This window comes from Streptococcus sp. 2022WUSS083 (assembly GCF_044427155.1).
In the GTDB taxonomy this organism is placed as follows: Bacteria; Bacillota; Bacilli; order Lactobacillales; family Streptococcaceae; genus Streptococcus; species Streptococcus hashimotonensis.
Genome location: NZ_JAOTGK010000003.1, coordinates 16,589 through 32,271, shown reverse-complemented (window position 1 = coordinate 32,271; position 15,683 = coordinate 16,589). Strand labels below are relative to the sequence as shown.

19 protein-coding genes are annotated in these 15,683 nt (G+C 40.2%); 10 read left to right on the top strand and 9 right to left on the bottom strand.

Going from position 1 to position 15,683, the window contains the following annotated elements; genetic code table 11:
* Window positions 1-29 precede the first annotated feature (29 nt).
* The 3 genes from ODU41_RS04130 (at window position 30) to ODU41_RS04120 (ending at window position 2,601) form a co-directional block, all read left to right on the top strand.
* Window positions 30-845, top strand: coding sequence for a Cof-type HAD-IIB family hydrolase (locus ODU41_RS04130; protein ID WP_014637839.1), 816 nt, complete (start codon window positions 30-32; stop codon window positions 843-845).
* A 9-nt stretch (window positions 846-854) separates the two neighbouring features.
* A complete protein-coding gene (pepT, locus tag ODU41_RS04125; RefSeq protein ID WP_398578688.1) occupies window positions 855-2,075 on the top strand; it encodes a peptidase T in 1,221 nt (406 codons plus the stop codon).
* A gap of 127 nt (window positions 2,076-2,202) precedes the next feature.
* Window positions 2,203-2,601, top strand: a complete 399-nt coding sequence (locus ODU41_RS04120) for a DUF5684 domain-containing protein (RefSeq protein ID WP_002940890.1) — start codon at window positions 2,203-2,205, stop codon at window positions 2,599-2,601.
* Between the two features lie 35 nt (window positions 2,602-2,636).
* Here the strand turns inward: ODU41_RS04120 and ODU41_RS04115 are convergent, their stop codons facing one another.
* The gene (locus ODU41_RS04115; RefSeq protein WP_398578687.1) at window positions 2,637-3,551 is read right to left on the bottom strand and encodes an AEC family transporter; all 915 of its coding nucleotides are present in this window, start codon (window positions 3,549-3,551) and stop codon (window positions 2,637-2,639) included.
* 130 nt (window positions 3,552-3,681) lie between these two features.
* Here ODU41_RS04115 and ODU41_RS04110 point away from each other — a divergent pair, with 130 nt between their 5' ends.
* The 4 genes from ODU41_RS04110 to ODU41_RS04095 are packed head-to-tail and all read left to right on the top strand — an operon-like array spanning window position 3,682 to window position 6,539.
* Window positions 3,682-3,999, top strand: coding sequence for a PadR family transcriptional regulator (locus ODU41_RS04110; RefSeq protein ID WP_002937690.1), 318 nt, complete (start codon window positions 3,682-3,684; stop codon window positions 3,997-3,999).
* Entirely contained in the window at window positions 3,996-5,108 is a 1,113-nt protein-coding gene (locus ODU41_RS04105; protein ID WP_074391095.1) for a DUF4097 family beta strand repeat-containing protein, read from the top strand. Before ODU41_RS04110 ends, ODU41_RS04105 begins: the two co-directional genes overlap by 4 nt.
* Before the next feature lie 11 nt (window positions 5,109-5,119).
* On the top strand, window positions 5,120-5,698 hold the full coding sequence (locus ODU41_RS04100; protein ID WP_024413736.1) for a DUF1700 domain-containing protein: 579 nt from the start codon (window positions 5,120-5,122) through the stop codon (window positions 5,696-5,698).
* On the top strand, window positions 5,685-6,539 hold the full coding sequence (locus tag ODU41_RS04095) for a DUF4097 family beta strand repeat-containing protein (RefSeq protein WP_024413735.1): 855 nt from the start codon (window positions 5,685-5,687) through the stop codon (window positions 6,537-6,539). Before ODU41_RS04100 ends, ODU41_RS04095 begins: the two co-directional genes overlap by 14 nt.
* Window positions 6,540-6,574: 35 nt before the next feature.
* Here the strand turns inward: ODU41_RS04095 and ODU41_RS04090 are convergent, their stop codons facing one another.
* Window positions 6,575-6,934, bottom strand: coding sequence for a DUF1304 domain-containing protein (locus tag ODU41_RS04090; RefSeq protein WP_024409001.1), 360 nt, complete (start codon window positions 6,932-6,934; stop codon window positions 6,575-6,577).
* Between the two features lie 18 nt (window positions 6,935-6,952).
* The gene (locus ODU41_RS04085; protein ID WP_024406937.1) at window positions 6,953-7,378 is read right to left on the bottom strand and encodes a MarR family winged helix-turn-helix transcriptional regulator; all 426 of its coding nucleotides are present in this window, start codon (window positions 7,376-7,378) and stop codon (window positions 6,953-6,955) included.
* A 161-nt stretch (window positions 7,379-7,539) separates the two neighbouring features.
* Between ODU41_RS04085 and ODU41_RS04080 the strand changes: the two genes are divergently transcribed.
* From ODU41_RS04080 to ODU41_RS04070, 3 genes are read left to right on the top strand one after another with little or no spacing between them, the layout of a single operon-like run.
* Window positions 7,540-8,298 carry a threonine/serine exporter family protein gene (locus tag ODU41_RS04080; RefSeq protein WP_074391096.1) on the top strand — a complete coding sequence of 253 codons (759 nt, stop codon included), beginning with the start codon at window positions 7,540-7,542 and terminating at the stop codon, window positions 8,296-8,298.
* A gap of 3 nt (window positions 8,299-8,301) precedes the next feature.
* Window positions 8,302-8,754 (top strand): threonine/serine exporter family protein, encoded by a 453-nt coding sequence (locus ODU41_RS04075; RefSeq protein ID WP_074391097.1) that lies wholly within the window; start codon window positions 8,302-8,304, stop codon window positions 8,752-8,754.
* A 56-nt stretch (window positions 8,755-8,810) separates the two neighbouring features.
* Entirely contained in the window at window positions 8,811-10,004 is a 1,194-nt protein-coding gene (locus tag ODU41_RS04070) for a cation diffusion facilitator family transporter (RefSeq protein WP_398578686.1), read from the top strand.
* A 179-nt stretch (window positions 10,005-10,183) separates the two neighbouring features.
* Here the strand turns inward: ODU41_RS04070 and ODU41_RS04065 are convergent, their stop codons facing one another.
* From ODU41_RS04065 to ODU41_RS04040, 6 genes are all read right to left on the bottom strand, one after another.
* The gene (locus tag ODU41_RS04065; protein ID WP_024386353.1) at window positions 10,184-11,014 is read right to left on the bottom strand and encodes an amino acid ABC transporter substrate-binding protein; all 831 of its coding nucleotides are present in this window, start codon (window positions 11,012-11,014) and stop codon (window positions 10,184-10,186) included.
* Between the two features lie 26 nt (window positions 11,015-11,040).
* Complete coding sequence (locus ODU41_RS04060) at window positions 11,041-11,673, bottom strand: amino acid ABC transporter ATP-binding protein (RefSeq protein WP_009909533.1); 633 nt, start codon at window positions 11,671-11,673, stop codon at window positions 11,041-11,043.
* A 9-nt stretch (window positions 11,674-11,682) separates the two neighbouring features.
* A complete protein-coding gene (locus ODU41_RS04055; RefSeq protein WP_002940990.1) occupies window positions 11,683-12,324 on the bottom strand; it encodes an amino acid ABC transporter permease in 642 nt (213 codons plus the stop codon).
* Window positions 12,325-12,477: 153 nt separating this feature from the next.
* Window positions 12,478-14,289: a glutamine--fructose-6-phosphate transaminase (isomerizing) gene (gene glmS, locus ODU41_RS04050; protein WP_398578685.1), complete on the bottom strand. Its 1,812-nt coding sequence runs from the start codon at window positions 14,287-14,289 to the stop codon at window positions 12,478-12,480.
* Window positions 14,290-14,478: 189 nt separating this feature from the next.
* Window positions 14,479-15,021, bottom strand: a complete 543-nt coding sequence (gene lepB / locus ODU41_RS04045) for a signal peptidase I (RefSeq protein WP_014736040.1) — start codon at window positions 15,019-15,021, stop codon at window positions 14,479-14,481.
* 42 nt (window positions 15,022-15,063) lie between these two features.
* Window positions 15,064-15,681 (bottom strand): GDSL-type esterase/lipase family protein, encoded by a 618-nt coding sequence (locus ODU41_RS04040; protein WP_208583851.1) that lies wholly within the window; start codon window positions 15,679-15,681, stop codon window positions 15,064-15,066.
* Between the last annotated feature and the right edge of the window lie 2 nt (window positions 15,682-15,683).

Here is a 15,683-nt window from a genome sequence, read left to right as displayed (position 1 = left end):
CTAGATGTATTGAAAACAAGGAGGTTTATATGATTAAACTAATCGCTCTTGATATGGACGGAACCCTCTTAAACGAGAAAAAAGAGCTGATGCAGCCACAGATTGATGCTATTCATCAGGCTGTTGAAGCGGGCGTCAAGATTGTTCTCTGTACTGGTCGACCCTTGGCTGGTGTGAAGCCTTTCATAGAGCAGCTCGGCTTTGACACCGAGGAAGAATTTATCATTGTCAATAACGGCTGTTCAACCCATTCGACAAAGGATTGGAGCCTGATTGACTGGGAAGAACTATCTATCTCTGATATTGATTATCTTTCTACTTTTATTGAAAATGATGATGTGCAAATTTCTCTCTTTGATGAGGAAGACTACTTCGTTCTTGCAGAAAAAGCCAATGCACGCGTTAATTTAGACGCAGGTTTGGTAGGAATGACTCCTCAACCAATTGATTTAAAAGAAGCCAAGTCAGGTCAGCATCGCTTCTTTGAAGCCATGTTCGTCGGTGAAAAAGAGCATATTGATGCCTTTGAAAATCAACACAATCCTGTACTCAGCCAAGGCTATTCCACCGTTCGTTCACAGGACTATCTCTTGGAAATTTTACCAAACGGTGCAAGCAAGGCCACTGGTTTGAAAAAACTGGCAGACCGCCTCGGTATCCTTCCAGAAGAAATCATGGCTATGGGAGATGCCAACAACGACCTGGAAATGATTGAATTTGCTGGACTTGGTATTGCCATGGGCAACGCTAACGAGCAGGTCAAGGCGATCGCCCAGGACATCACAGACACCAATGAAAACAACGGCGTTGCCAAAGCCATTGAAAAACATATTTTGAACAAATAAGGAGACAATATGAAATACCCAACACTCTTAGACCGTTTCTTGGTCTATGTCAAAGAAAATACTCGCTCAGATGAAAATTCGACAACCACTCCTTCTACCCAGAACCAAGTCGAATTTGCACAGAATATCCTTCTGCCTGAAATGGAACGCATCGGCTTACAGAATGTCCACTACCTGCCAAATGGTTTTGCTGTGGGAACACTACCTGCCAACGACCCAAGTTTGACGCGTAAGATTGGATTCATCGCCCACATGGATACGGCGGATTTCAACGCAGAAGGTGTGAATCCGCAAATCATCGAAAACTACGACGGCAACCCAATTGCCTTGGGAACTTCTGACTATGAATTGCATCCAAAAGACTTCCCACAACTTGCCAACTACCACGGTCAAACCCTGATTACCACAGACGGTACTACCTTGCTAGGCTCTGATGATAAGTCAGGAATTGCAGAAATCATGACAGCTATTGAATTCCTAGTCCAAAATCCTGACATCAAGCACTGCGAAATCCGTGTCGGCTTTGGTCCTGACGAAGAAATAGGTGTCGGAGCAGACAAGTTTGATGTGAAAGACTTCGATGTGGACTTTGCCTACACTATGGACGGTGGACCGCTGGGCGAACTCCAGTACGAAACCTTCTCAGCAGCAGGTGCCAAGATTGATTTCCTAGGACGCAATGTCCACCCAGGATCTGCTAAGGACCAGATGATCAATGCCTTCCAAATGGCTATTGATTTCCACAATGCCCTTCCAGAAACAGACCGTCCAGAAAATACTGAAGGTTATGAAGGTTTCTTCCACTTGATGAACATGGAAGGCAGTGTTGATACTGCTTCTACCACCTACATCATCCGTGACTTCGAGGAAGCAGATTTCCAAGCTCGCAAACAGCTCATGCTGGACATCGCTGAGAAAATGAATGCAAAATTTGACACACCCCGCGTCATTGTCAACCTGCACGACCAATACTACAACATGAAAAAAATCATCGAAAAAGATATGACTCCAATCAACATTGCTAAGGAGGTCATGGAAAATCTAGGTATCAAGCCACTGATTGAGCCTGTTCGCGGAGGAACAGACGGCTCTAAGATTTCCTTTATGGGCATTCCAACGCCAAATATCTTCGCAGGTGGCGAAAACATGCACGGTCGCTTCGAGTTCGTCAGCTTGGAAACCATGGAAAAAGCCGTCGATGTCATCCTTGGAATCGTCGCTTACAAATAAAATTTCAAACGGCTTTCAATAGAAAGTCGTTTTTTTCTGAAAAAATTTTAAAAAAATGCAACTTTATGTTGTGTTATTGAACTAATACTGATATAATAGAACTATAAAAAAGAAATGGAGTTTTATTATGACAGAAGAAACATTAGCACAGGGAATTCTCATTGGCATTTGGGGTACAACACTACTATTTTCATTTATTTGGTATATTCTTGTTGCTATTTCCAACTACATCCTCTTCAAAAAAGCAGGCTACGCTGGTTGGAAATCATTGATTCCAATCTACAATCTCTATATCCAACAATGCATCGCCTTTGGCTATGAAAAAAGATGGTTCATTCTATTCTTACTGATTCCACTAGCAGGACCATTATATGGCATCTATCTCGTTTACAATTTTGGTCGTAGCTTCGGTTTATCAGCTGTACAAGCTATCTTCTATGTTCTTCTTACACCTATCTTTAACCTCTACATCGCCTTTAATGATGGAAGTCGTTACCAAGGTCCACAAGAATTCTTTATTGATTAATGTACAATCAAGCCCCCGCACACGCGGAGGCTTTTTTAAACGAATAGAAAAATAAGAAGAACCATCATGACTAGGCTGACCAAAATAGATAAGGAGTTAATATTGGCAGGTTCAGCTGAGCGACTCCCTAACTTTATTGCATAAATTGGGGACATGACTGAAATCGGAGAGACTAGACAGACCAGCAACATGATTTTCATCGTTTTATCAATAGGTAGAAGAAAATAAATGACTCCTGCTATTAGAATATTCGCACCCAGCCTCAAAGAGAGAAGATAGACCAATCGACTAATTTCTTGCCAATTCAATTTTAAATCAAGCAAGATTCCCAACATGAGCATGGCTAAAAAAGGATTGGCGTTACTGGCTATCGTCAGCGCAGAGATAAGTTCGCGTGGAAGTTTGATAGAGCAGACTGCTAACGATAGGCTAACTAGATAGACTACTAGTGGAACTGAGCGTGAAAGATTCTTTATAAAAGTTGCAACGGTCATTCTTTCCTGCTCTTCATCCACACCAGCTGCGATACTGTAATTCCCACCTAGAACCATGATTGCATTCCCCGCATCAAATACGATGACGCTTAGTAGACTAGATAGCGGAAAAAAAGCTTGCACAAATGGGAGTGTAAAGGTTCCGATATTATAGCCTGATAACTGCATAAGACCGACGGAAGTCTGTTGACCAGACTTCTTCGCTTCCCAGTATCCCACCATATCCAAAAAAAGATTACAAAGAATCCCTAATATGAAGGGAACGTATAAATCTATAGATACTTGGGCTGTCGCTGAAGCTACAAGGAGAGAAGCTGGTAGCGTAACATTCATCACTAAGCTAGAAAAGATTCTTGCATCTTCCCTTCGAACAATCCCTTTGACTTTTAATGTATAACCTAAACCGATAACAAAGATAAAACCGAGAGCACGGGCTAATAATTCAAGTTCATTCATGAAACTAGTATAGCATATAGGAAAGAATTTTGATGATATATAAAAATTTTATATAATTGCTTGATTTTGCTAAACAATAGGTATATAATTTATATATAAAATAATTACATAAAGATAAAGAGGTGAGTTTATGTACTACCCCGTATCCTCTATCTTGATAGAATTTCTGGTATTAGCCATCGTGGAAAAGCAGGATTCCTACGGCTATGAAATCAGCCAAACCATCAAGATAGTTGCTGATATAAAGGAATCCACACTCTACCCTATTTTGAAAAAATTGGAAAAGGCTGGCTATGTCACCACCTACACCCAAGAATTTCAAGGGAGAAAGCGGAAATACTATACCATCACTCCTGCTGGACGTGAACACCTCCCCTTCCTGCAGGGTGAATGGAATAGCTACAAAGACCATATTGACGGAATTATAGAAGGGAGCTTACGAAAATGACACGCGCAGATTATTTGAACCAACTGGAACAAGCATTATTTCAACTTCATCCAAGTGCCAGACAGGAGGCTTTAGACTACTTCAATGAATACTTTGACGAAAAGGATAACGACGAGGAAGCTATTATAGAGCTAGGAACACCTGATGAAGCAGCAAAAGAAATCATTGCCAATCTACCTGAAGATGCCCTAATCACCGAGAAAGACCAAGCAAGTCCACATTCATCTAAACCATTTGATTTCAACTTTGATTTTGATTTTCAATTTGACTGGGAGAATTTTTTCAACAATTTCAAACATTCAGCCTATCAAGCTAGGGAAAGAATTGAATTGACGGCGAAGATTGAAGAATTACCTGATTTTTCAAATCTACAGATTATTCTCGAAGACCAGGCTCTTAGTGTTCAAAGTTACGACGGAGAAGTTGTCTTATTGCACAATCCTGTTTCAGAAGATGGCAGCTACCAGGCTTTTGACTATCAACTAGTCCAAGATAGTTTGTACCTATCTAGCAAGCCACTCCCAGACCACCTCTACTTTTCCAACCAGCAAACCAGCTCTGCTATTCTCAAAATCCCTAAAAGACTCCTGCCCCTTACTAGTCTCAATCTGAAAACGACAGATAGCAGTCTGACGATGGCAGCTGTGCAGGCGAGCGAACAGCTAGTCATCAATGTAGAAGATAGCAGCATCAGCATGACGAAAGTGAGCTGTCCAAGATCTGCTCTACGGTTAGAAGACTCTACACTAACTATCTCAGATGGACAGCTCAGCGAGTTAAAATTGGAAGCCAGCGATGCCGTTATTACTCTCTCAAGCATGAGCCTTTCAGATGCAAGGATAACATTAGAAGACTGTGTCTGGAAGTTGAAGGATTTTGTCCTTGAAAAGAGCCTTATCTGTCAGGCTGAAGATTCTGTCTTAACCTATCAACCAAGTACGGACATCAGTTTGGACATCTGGGAGGAAGATTCTAGCCTTAAACTTCCAAAGGATAAGGCGTTTACAATGATGAAAGAGGGGGACATCACTCATCTCAGCTACAAGCAAGAAAATATCCCTGCTCAGCTAGTTATTCATTGTCAAGACTGCCAGCTAAATGTGGGATAAAGGAGTTTATCATGAACCGAAAGGAATATTTACAGAAACTCGAGAAACAGCTAAAGTATCTACCAAAAGAAGATTTTCAGGATACCTTAGACTATTTCAATGAATATTTTGACGAAAAGGAAAACGATGAGCAAGCTATTCAAGAGCTAGGCAGTCCAAAAGAAGCAGCCCGCGAAATCCTAGCAAATCTCTATGATAAAGAGAGGATTGAAGATAAGCCAAATACAAGCAATATGGTCTGGTTGACCATCCTCGCTATCCTTGCCGCACCAATCGGCGTCCCCCTAGCAATCACTTTGGTCGCCCTCTTCATCACCCTTCTCCTAATCATCTTTAGCCTCTTTCTGCTCCTTATCTCACTCTGGATTGTCCTCCTCAGCCTCGCAATCGCCCAGATGCTCCTCGCCTTTGACCTCTTCACGCTCTCATGGTCCTCCTCTCTCCTCTTCACAGGCCTCGCCTTCATCTGTTTGGCACTCACCCTCTTGGGTAGTAAATTCACTCTAGACCTTGGAAGCAAAACCTTCTTGCTTGTTTTACACTGGATACAAAGAACGATCCGCAAAGGAGGCTATCATGAAACAGCTTAAGCCATTTACGAAAATTAGTCTGAGCCTGCTAGGTCTTGGAGCCATTCTAAGCCTCATCGGCTACTTTGCTGGCGGTTGGACAAATATGAAACTTGTTGCAGAAAACTATTTTCAGCCCCAAACAGCCAGTTTTAGTGACATTAGGGAAATAGAAGTTAATGAACGACTGTCCATCATGCCTTCGCCTGACAACCAATTCCACCTCCACTACTATCGAAATCAGCATAAAGACATCGACCTCCTCAGCCACCAAGTTCAAGATGGAAAGTTAACCATTTCTAGTGCATTTCAAGGTATCGTTTCTTATGATGGTTTACTCGAACCTATATTAAATCTTATCAATGACCAAAATATTGCCTACCACCAACCTGTTTTAGAGGTCCCTAAAAATAGCACAATCGAAACACTTTCAGGCAACCTTCAAGGAGATGTCTATCTGGATAAAGTGACTATTCAAAATCTTGATCTCACTATAGAAGATGGGGACATGTTGATTGAAAACAGTCACATCAGCTCTACTCATTTATCACACCTCAATGGAGAAGTAGCAATCAATCATTCCACATTAACAAGTCCGAAAGACATTTCCAATACTGTTGGCAGTAGCCTAAGGATTGAAGATGGTGATTTTAAAGCTGAAAACCTAAAACTAGAGGGAAGACATAGTATCAGTAATTACGATGGCTCAATCGACATTTCTCTTCATTCACAAACAAAAAAGGACATCTACATAGATGCCAGTCAAAATAATAGCGGGATTGACCTTCCAAACTATATTAATCCCAAAGCTACAAATTACCTCGATATCTCTACACTAGATGGGGAACTGAATATTCGGTAATTGCAAAAAGCCCTCCTCACGGAAGGCTTTTTAACTTATTTAAACAACAAAATAGAGATCAGTGCCAAGATGGCTGGTCCACCTTGGGTCAAGATAATTTTTGGACTAGATGTCACAGCTCCATAACCTGCTGCTCCAATAACAAACAAGACAAAAATAGTTGTAATTTCAAGGTTTCCTGTGAAAATTCCATATAAGAGGAAAATAGCCAACAAACCATTGTAAATACCTTGGTTTTTGAAAAGTGTCGTCACAGACTTACGTTGCAATTCATCCTTTGTCATATTAAAGACACGACTAGTAGAGTCTGAGTGGGTCGCAAAGGTTTCCAAGTACATGATATATAGGTGCTCAATAGCTACGATACTAGCTAGAATAGTGGTAAAAATAGACATAATGTCTCCTCTCAAAAATTATATAGGTAGATTTTGCAAGCCAATCAACAGTTTATCAAGAGTGGCTAGGAATTGCTCGCTCTCCTCAACAGTTAGAATCTGATTCATCGAAGCTTTAATAGCTAGGTGGTGAGCAGAAGGACTCGTGACTAGCGCTTCCCTAGCCTGCTCAGTTGGCCAGACAAGTACTTCTCTCTGATTATCAGGATTTCGCTTGCGAATGATATAGCCGCTCTCTTCCAACAATTTGAGATGACGTGTAACCGCTGCGCGGTCTATCTGAAGCCTCTCCTGCAAAGCCAACTGATGCAGGGGTGCATCTTTTAATAATGCTTGCAATATTGAATAGCGTGTCAAACTGATTCCCAACTGCTTTTCAAAAAGATTGGAAATCGTCTCATCTGCCACTTTCAGTCTGTATAACAAATCTTCCATTTCTTGCATTATCTACCTCTTTTGATTGATTAATCAACCGTTGATAAATCAATTATACTACAATCCGAACAATTTTCAACTATTTTGCCTAACTATTTAAAAAATATGTTGTCTACACCTATATTTTGTTATAATTAAGAAAATAACTAGCAGAGGGATGGGACTTACTTATGGAAAACACTCCTAGACTAAACTTGGTCATAGATGTGCTCATGCTCGCTGGTGCCATTTTGGCACAAAGCGGTGCAGAAATTCACCGAGTTGAAGATACCATGATTCGGATTGCACATTCACAAGGAATTGAACAGGCCAATGTCCTTGCCATCCCTGCTGCTATCTTTTTCTCCATCGACCATACGAATATTTCGCGTATGAAACGCATCGTAAATTCAAATTACGACATGCAGAAAGTTTGTGACGTCAACCAAATCTCCCGTTCCCTAGCCAATAAAGAAATCAGCCTAGAAGACGCTTGGATCCAATTAAATGCAATCAAACAACAAAAGCCACCTTATAACAATATGCAAATAACCTTAGCTGCCGTAGTAGCCGCACCATTTTTTACCATTATGTTCGGAGGTTCTCTTTTAGATGCAGCAGGTGCTGTCCTCGCAACGGCTTTGGCTTTCCCTATCTCACTGATTGTCGATCGCTACGTTGGAATTGATTTTGTTACCACCTTCGTTGGCGCCTTTATCTTCTCACTTACCTCTTACTTATTAAGCGCAACCACTACTCTCCCTATTAATCCCAACTTAATTAACGCAGGGGCAGTCATGCCTTTTGTACCAGGGATTGCTTTTACAAATGCTGTAAGAGACCTTATGACCAATCATATCAATACAGGGATGACCAAATTTTTCCAAACAGCGCTTATTATCTTATCGCTCGGTGCAGGTACAACTGTGGCCTTTATGCTTGTGAGGTAATCTATGACACTAGTTAACTTCTTATTACAGGCACTCGCCTCTTATATCGCTATCGCAGCCTTCTTAATTGTTCTCAATGTTCAAAGAAAAATGCTGGTCCCTGGTGGACTCCTAGGCATGCTAGTCTGGCTCATCTATCTTTCATTATTAGGACCAACTAATGTACTGATTGCAACCTTCCTTGCAGCAATTATCGGATCTTGCATTAGTCAAATCATGAGTATTTTACTTAAAACACCATCTGTTATTTTTTCACTTGCTATCCTAGCACCGCTTGTTCCAGGCTATCGAGCCTACATGACCACGACTTATTTCGTTTCTGGGGACCACGCTCAAGCCCTAACCAATATCACTACCGTCTTAACTTTAGCCTTAGTCATTCCCATCGGTATGGCCAGCGGAACAATATTATTACGCCTTTATAAGGTTCTTCGAACAGGCAAAAAAACAGCCTAACCCCTTGAAAATAAGGGGCCTTTTTGTTAAAATGAAAACTTATCAAAGGAGATGCTATGAACCAAAACGTAACCAATCTAAAACTTGCTGAACGTGGTGCCTTGCTATCTATCGGTACCTATATTGTCTTATCAGGTATCAAACTCGTTGCAGGACAGCTCTTTCATTCAGATGCCTTACGAGCAGATGCCTTCAATAATATTTCTGATATTATTGGTAATATCGCTGTACTTGTTGGACTAAAAATGGCACAGAAACCAGCTGATACCGATCATAAATTTGGACACTGGAAAATGGAAGATTTAGCAAGCTTGATTACATCCTTCATCATGTTTGTCGTTGGTTTCCAAGTACTCTATGATACCCTCCAAAAACTAATCAGCAATTCTTCTATCGAAGTAGACATTATGGGGGCTATTGTCGGAATCTTTTCTGCACTAGTTATGTTAGCTGTTTATTTATATAATAACCGCTTGGCAAAAAAAGTACGTTCCAAGGCCTTAGAAGCAGCTGCCAAGGATAATCTATCCGATGCAGTCACTTCCATAGGAACTTCTATCGCAATCTTTGCTGCGGCTTTCAACTTCCCTATTGTCGATAAAATTGCAGCCATCATCATTACCTTCTTTATCCTAAAAACAGCCTACGATATTTTTATGGAAAGCTTCTTTACCCTATCTGATGGATTTGATGAAAACTTATTGAAAAAGTACGAGGAAGATATTCTCAAACTCCCAAAAATCGTTTCTGTCAAATCACAACGTGGTCGGACTTATGGAGCCAATATCTATCTTGATGTTGTTTTAGAAATGAACCCAGACTTATCCGTTTATGAAAGTCATGAAGTGACTGAGCAGGTTGAGCAACTCCTAACACTCAAACATGGAGTTTTTGATGTGGATATTCACGTAGAACCATCTGAAATTCCACACGATGAGATGTATGAGCATGTGTACGATAAACTCTTCCGTTTTGAAACAGAGATACAAGCGCATGCTAATGGGTATGAAGAATTGATTGACGACCAGTATCTCTTAATTGATGCCAAAGGCCGCTATCGAAATAAAACTCAGATGCTTGCCGGCCACCCCATCCAAACGACGTATTTATCCAATTACCAAATGACCTCCATTAGCCAAAAATCAAAATTAGTTACGTTTGAAATTGGTGATTATGTTCATACGTCACTTTGGCGCCGTCATGAAAATTGGACTGTTATTTTCCACCAGATTTCAAAAAAACAAGCCTAGTCGAATGACTGGCTTTTCCTTTACCTTAAATTTTGGTTTTATACTCAATGAAAATCAAAAGTAGCCTAGGAAACGAAGCCGAAGATAGAACTGGAGTTCATCAAGGCAAGGTGACAACGGATAATTTTGATTTTCGAAGAGTATTAAAAAAGAGCGCATGGCTCTTTTTCTTTATATTATTAGTTTTTTACTACATCGGTTGCAACATCCTCACCAAACCATTTTTGGGAGATTTCTTGAAATTTACCTTCTTTATATAATTCAGCAAATGCCTTATTAATGTTTTCTACGAGTGTAGTATCTGATTTACGAGCACCGACTGCGAAGGCTTCATTTTCAAAACCTGCATCAATGATGTTGTAATCTGCAATAATTCCCTCTTGTTGCAAGTAATAATTTGCATATACACGGTCAATCAAGAGGCCATCAATACGATCGTTTTTCAAGTCAATCAAGGCTTCATTGAAGGTCGCATACTGACTTGCATCGTTATTTTGAACAATATCTTTCAAAATAGCTGGTTGTGATTCAAATACTGAATAGCCAGATGAACCTGCTTGCGCACCTAAAATCTTATCCTTCATATCAGATACTTGGCTAATATTGGAAGATTTTTTGGTTACAAGAACTTGTTGGTTATCCATGTAGGGGTTTGTGAAGAGAACTTTTTCCTTACGCTCATCAGTAATAGAATAACCATTCCAAATTAAATCAATATTCCCGTTATTCAATTCGGTTTCTTTCAAGTCCCAGTCAATTGGTTGCCATTTTACAGTAATTCCATATTTTTCAAAGACTGCATTAGCCAAGTCAATATCGAAACCTGTGTAAGAACCATCTGTCTGTTCAAATCCCATTGGAACAAAGGTCTTATCAAAGCCAATCGTAACGGATTTTTCAGACTCGTAGGCTGTCCAATTATCAGACTTAGTAGCCGAATCATTGGAGCCACAAGCAGCAAGAGTTAAAGAAGTTACAAGAGCAAGAGCTCCAAGCATCATTTTTTTAATATTCATCATCATATTTGTTCCTTTTCTTAGTGTTTCGGTTCAATTTTGATGATTTCATCTGCGATATTCTCAGCAAACTGCATATCATGGGTGACCACAATTTGCGTGATTCCAGTAGCCCTATTTTCAAGAATCAGTTTCTCAACTTCTTTTCTTAATTCAGGGTCTAGGGCCGAAGTTGGTTCATCATAGCCGATAATCTCAGGATCAATCATCATCGCACGCGCCAAAGCCACACGTTGTTTCTGTCCACCCGATAATGAAAATGGGTAGGCAGTTGCGTGGTTAGCAAGTCCAAGAGTATCCAAGAGTTTAAGGGCCTTGTCTTCCGCCTCTGAACGCGACATATTTTGCGTTTTCATAGGAGAGAGAACCAAGTTTTCCAATACGGATAGGTGCGGGAAAAGCTGGAAGTCCTGGAAGACAAAGCCCAGCAAATGTCGTTTTCCCAACTCCTCTAATGGCAGTTCTTGACCGTTATACATCAAAGTTCCTGAATCAATAGTCTCTAAACCAGCCAACATCCGTAAAAGAGTTGTCTTACCACCGCCAGATTGACCAACGATGGCAACAATTTTCCCTTCTGGAATGACCAAATCATAGTTGGAGAAAATCTGTTTATCTTCAAAGCGTTTTGACAAATTGCGTAACTCTAACATGACTTCCTCCTATCTATAATAATCAAATTTCTTTTCTACTTGTTTCGAAATCAGTGTTACCGCACCGATCATCAATAGGTAGATTGCACCTGCGATAAACATAGGCGCCAAGCTGGCATCACGATTGGCAGCAGTACGACTAGCCAACAACAAATCGCTAACCCCAAGTGCATAGACCAAAGAAGTATCCTTTACCAAAGTCATGACTTCATTGAAAACACTTGGCAGGACAATTTTCACGACCTGTGGTAAGACAATATAGCGAATGGTCTGAACAGGGGTAAATTTCAATACCTTAGCCGCTTCATACTGACCTTTTGGAATAGCTTCAATACCACCACGGAAAATTTCAGAGAAATAGGCCGCATAGTTGAGCGTAAAGGCAAGAATCACAGCAGGCATTCGGTCAAATGTAATACCCACACTTGGTAAAACGTAATAAACAAAAATTAATTGTAAAAGCAAGGGGGTTCCTCGCATAATTAATACATAGAAATGCAATAACCATTGTAAGGGTTTAAATTTAATCTGCATTAAAAAAGCGAAAACAGCTCCTAATGGCAAGGATAATATCAATACTAGAAAAAATACTTGCAAGGAGACTGCTGCACCATTTAGTAGACTGGGCAGAACTTCCAAAACATAATCCATAGAGCTCTCCTAAAAGAATTATTAGGTTCTAGTATATCAAAAAATATCTTTAATTTCAAAGAATTTTTCAGAATTTTTAATAAATTTAACAAAATTTTGTATATTTTTTCAATAGTACAAAAAGAAGGCTGGAAATCCATGCCTTCCTTCTTCTTATTCAACAGTAACAGACTTAGCCAAGTTACGTGGTTTATCAACATCCAAACCGCGTTGCAATGTCGCATAGTATGCAATCAACTGTGTCGGAACGACCATAGCAATCGCTGACAAGAATGGATGAACAGTTGTAACAGTGATGTCATCTTCTTCCTTAGCTACTGCTTCATCTACAATTGTCAAGACATTGGCACCACGCGCCACTACTTCCTGAATATTGCCTCGAGTATGGCTTGCAAGGTGTGGATGATTTGAAATCAAGGCCAAGACTGGAACACCATCTTCAATCAAGGAAATGGTACCGTGTTTCAATTCACCAGCCGCAAAGCCTTCACATTGGATATATGAAATTTCTTTCAATTTCAAGCTGGCTTCCATCGAAACGTAGTAGTCACTACCACGACCGATATAGAATGCGTTGCGAGTGGTTGATAAGAGTTTTTCAACTTTTTCAGCAATCACATCTTTTTCTGACAAGCTGGCCTCGATAGATTGAGCTACGATGGACAATTCATGCACCAAGTCAAATTCTTTCGCGTAGGCATTGCCATTGGCATCACCGACAGCCTTAGCCAAGATTGCCAAGGTAGCAATCTGTGCAGTATAGGCTTTGGTAGAAGCTACTGCAATTTCTGGACCTGCATGGAGCAACATGGTGTAAGTCGCCTCACGTGATAGGGTAGAACCAGGAACGTTGGTCACAGTCAAACTTGGAATCCCCATTTCATTGGCTTTAACCAATACCTGACGGCTATCTGCTGTTTCACCTGATTGACTAATCATGACAAAGAGTGGCTTTTTGCTCAAGAGTGGCATGTTGTAACCCCACTCTGATGAAATTCCCAATTCTACTGGTGTATCCGTCAACTTCTCCAAGAAATCTTTAGCGGCAAATCCTGCGTGGTAAGATGTTCCAGCAGCCAAGATATAGATACGGTCAGCTTCTTGTACCGCCTTGATAATATCCGCATCAACTGTCACTTTACCTTCTTCATTTGTGTATGCGCTAATCAATTTACGCATAACAGTTGGCTGCTCATCAATTTCCTTGAGCATGTAGTAGGGATAAGTTCCCTTACCAATATCTGATAAATCAAGCTCAGCTGTATAGCTACCACGTTCAATCGCATTGCCATCATAGTCCATGACTTCAACACTATCTTTTTTCACGATAACCAATTCCTTATCGTGAATTTCCATGTATTCACTTGTCTCACGAATCATAGCCATGGCATCTGAGCAGACCATGTTATAGCCATCGCCCAAACCAATCAAAAGTGGAGATTTATTTTTGGCAACGTAGATAGTATCTGCATCCGTAGCATCAATCAAAGCAAAGGCATATGAACCTTGAATAATCTTCAATGCTTTTTTGAAGGCTTCTAGAGTTGACAAACCTTCTTCTGCAAATTGACCAATCAAATGCACAGCAATCTCTGTATCTGTCTGACCTTTCAAGTCATGACCTACAAGATACTCTTCCTTGATTTCTGCATAGTTTTCAATCACACCGTTGTGAACAAGGACATGCCCAGCAGTTTGAGAAGTGTGAGGGTGAGCGTTGTTCTCAGTTGGTTTCCCGTGGGTCGCCCAACGAGTATGACCGATCCCTGTTGTCCCTTCGGTCTTATCGCCAACTTTTGCAGACAATTCTGCAATGCGACCAACAGCTTTCACAAGATGAGCTTGCTCACCACCCGTCACAAAAATACCTGCTGAATCATAACCACGGTATTCTAATTTTTCAAGACCTTGAATCAAAATATCAGTTGCGTTTGTATTTCCTACAACACCAACGATTCCACACATACATATCACCTACGATGTTTGTTAACATCGGCTTTCATTTCTTTAAAAATTGGTCTAGTCTAATTTACATCTAAAAAGACCAGTGAAATCAGTATATAACAAGTTTTTATCCTTGTCAACATTTTAATTGGTCTAGTCTAATTTCAAAATACAGTTCCAGTCATCTCAACACAATAAAAAAAGCTGATTCTACTGAACCAGCCCTGTCTTAATAAAACCAAATTCTGAAAGTGGACTAATCCGAAAAGTCAGTCTACCAACAATAGCCTCACTAGAAATCAAACCAAAACTACGACTATCCTGTTGATTCGTTCGTACATCATTCAACACCAAATAGTGCCCCTCTGGAATGACATTGTACTTTCCATTTGTCAAGGTTTCCAATGTAAAGTCATCTGTATAACTTTCTTGTGAATGAGGCGTTTTTAAATAGTTCTCTGTAACAATAATATCATTACGATAGAGAACATCGTCCATATAGGTAACCGTCTCGTTTTCCAATGCAATCACACGACTCACATACTCTTTTCCCTCATGGTTATACAAAATAAAATCTCCATGAATCGGGCGGACATTTCGCACTGTCATGATAAAGTCATTTTCCTTCAAATAACTATTTGCCATCTCAGGGGTAATCGTGACTGGCTCAAGTAACCAAAATCGTAGGCCAATGATTCCCAAAATCAATAAGACCAATAAACTGATTTGTTTTATTAAATCTCTTTTTACCATAATCTCTCCATTTCACTAGTATTATACCACAATTTAGAGCCATTAGTGTCTGAGATGCTGGTAAATCTCTTCAGCAATAACTTGATTTCCTAGCGGTGTCAAATGAAGACCATCGCTATAGTATTCAAGATGTCCCTCCGTCACAGTGTAAAGGTTAATAACTGGTAAACCAAGTTCATTTCCGATAGCTGGGATAATTTTTTGTAATTCATCTTCAATAATTTGATTATTCAATCCAAAACGACTGGTTGGTACGTAAGGCGGGATGACTAAATAAACATCCGGCTGGCTTGGTAAATCCATATACTGCTCTGCCATTTCCCTATACTCTCGAATAAACCTCTCCCTATTCCAATATGGTCCTCGGCTATCGTTACTACCAATCATGATGATGACAATATCTGCTTCACTCTCAAGTGAAAGTTGGGCATTCTTCTCTTTAAAGTAAGGAAAATCTGCAGTTGACTGAAGTGAACGCCCACTCAATCCGTAATTTGAAACTTGATAGTGATGCCCAAGTTTCTCAGCTAGAATACAAGGATAGGCATCTTTTTCTCGATTCTTCAAGCCATATCCATAAGTCAAACTATCTCCGACTGTTGCAACTTTTACGGCCCCACTTCCAACGGTTAGGACCTCAGGATACATTATATCTGACACAC

What these genes read in the sequence shown, in the direction of transcription:
- ODU41_RS04100 (WP_024413736.1), top strand. Translation starts at nt 5,120, where the DNA reads ATGAACCGAAAGGAATATTTACAGAAACTCGAGAAACAGCTAAAGTAT.
- glmS (WP_398578685.1), bottom strand. Translation starts at nt 14,289, where the DNA reads ATGTGTGGAATCGTTGGTGTTGTAGGAAATACAAACGCAACTGATATT.
- ODU41_RS04095 (WP_024413735.1), top strand. Translation starts at nt 5,685, where the DNA reads ATGAAACAGCTTAAGCCATTTACGAAAATTAGTCTGAGCCTGCTAGGT.
- pepT (WP_398578688.1), top strand. Translation starts at nt 855, where the DNA reads ATGAAATACCCAACACTCTTAGACCGTTTCTTGGTCTATGTCAAAGAA.
- lepB (WP_014736040.1), bottom strand. Translation starts at nt 15,021, where the DNA reads ATGGTAAAAAGAGATTTAATAAAACAAATCAGTTTATTGGTCTTATTG.
- ODU41_RS04090 (WP_024409001.1), bottom strand. Translation starts at nt 6,934, where the DNA reads ATGTCTATTTTTACCACTATTCTAGCTAGTATCGTAGCTATTGAGCAC.
- ODU41_RS04105 (WP_074391095.1), top strand. Translation starts at nt 3,996, where the DNA reads ATGACACGCGCAGATTATTTGAACCAACTGGAACAAGCATTATTTCAA.
- ODU41_RS04080 (WP_074391096.1), top strand. Translation starts at nt 7,540, where the DNA reads ATGGAAAACACTCCTAGACTAAACTTGGTCATAGATGTGCTCATGCTC.
- ODU41_RS04070 (WP_398578686.1), top strand. Translation starts at nt 8,811, where the DNA reads ATGAACCAAAACGTAACCAATCTAAAACTTGCTGAACGTGGTGCCTTG.
- ODU41_RS04115 (WP_398578687.1), bottom strand. Translation starts at nt 3,551, where the DNA reads ATGAATGAACTTGAATTATTAGCCCGTGCTCTCGGTTTTATCTTTGTT.
- ODU41_RS04085 (WP_024406937.1), bottom strand. Translation starts at nt 7,378, where the DNA reads ATGCAAGAAATGGAAGATTTGTTATACAGACTGAAAGTGGCAGATGAG.
- ODU41_RS04110 (WP_002937690.1), top strand. Translation starts at nt 3,682, where the DNA reads ATGTACTACCCCGTATCCTCTATCTTGATAGAATTTCTGGTATTAGCC.
- ODU41_RS04060 (WP_009909533.1), bottom strand. Translation starts at nt 11,673, where the DNA reads ATGTTAGAGTTACGCAATTTGTCAAAACGCTTTGAAGATAAACAGATT.
- ODU41_RS04130 (WP_014637839.1), top strand. Translation starts at nt 30, where the DNA reads ATGATTAAACTAATCGCTCTTGATATGGACGGAACCCTCTTAAACGAG.
- ODU41_RS04055 (WP_002940990.1), bottom strand. Translation starts at nt 12,324, where the DNA reads ATGGATTATGTTTTGGAAGTTCTGCCCAGTCTACTAAATGGTGCAGCA.
- ODU41_RS04075 (WP_074391097.1), top strand. Translation starts at nt 8,302, where the DNA reads ATGACACTAGTTAACTTCTTATTACAGGCACTCGCCTCTTATATCGCT.
- ODU41_RS04120 (WP_002940890.1), top strand. Translation starts at nt 2,203, where the DNA reads ATGACAGAAGAAACATTAGCACAGGGAATTCTCATTGGCATTTGGGGT.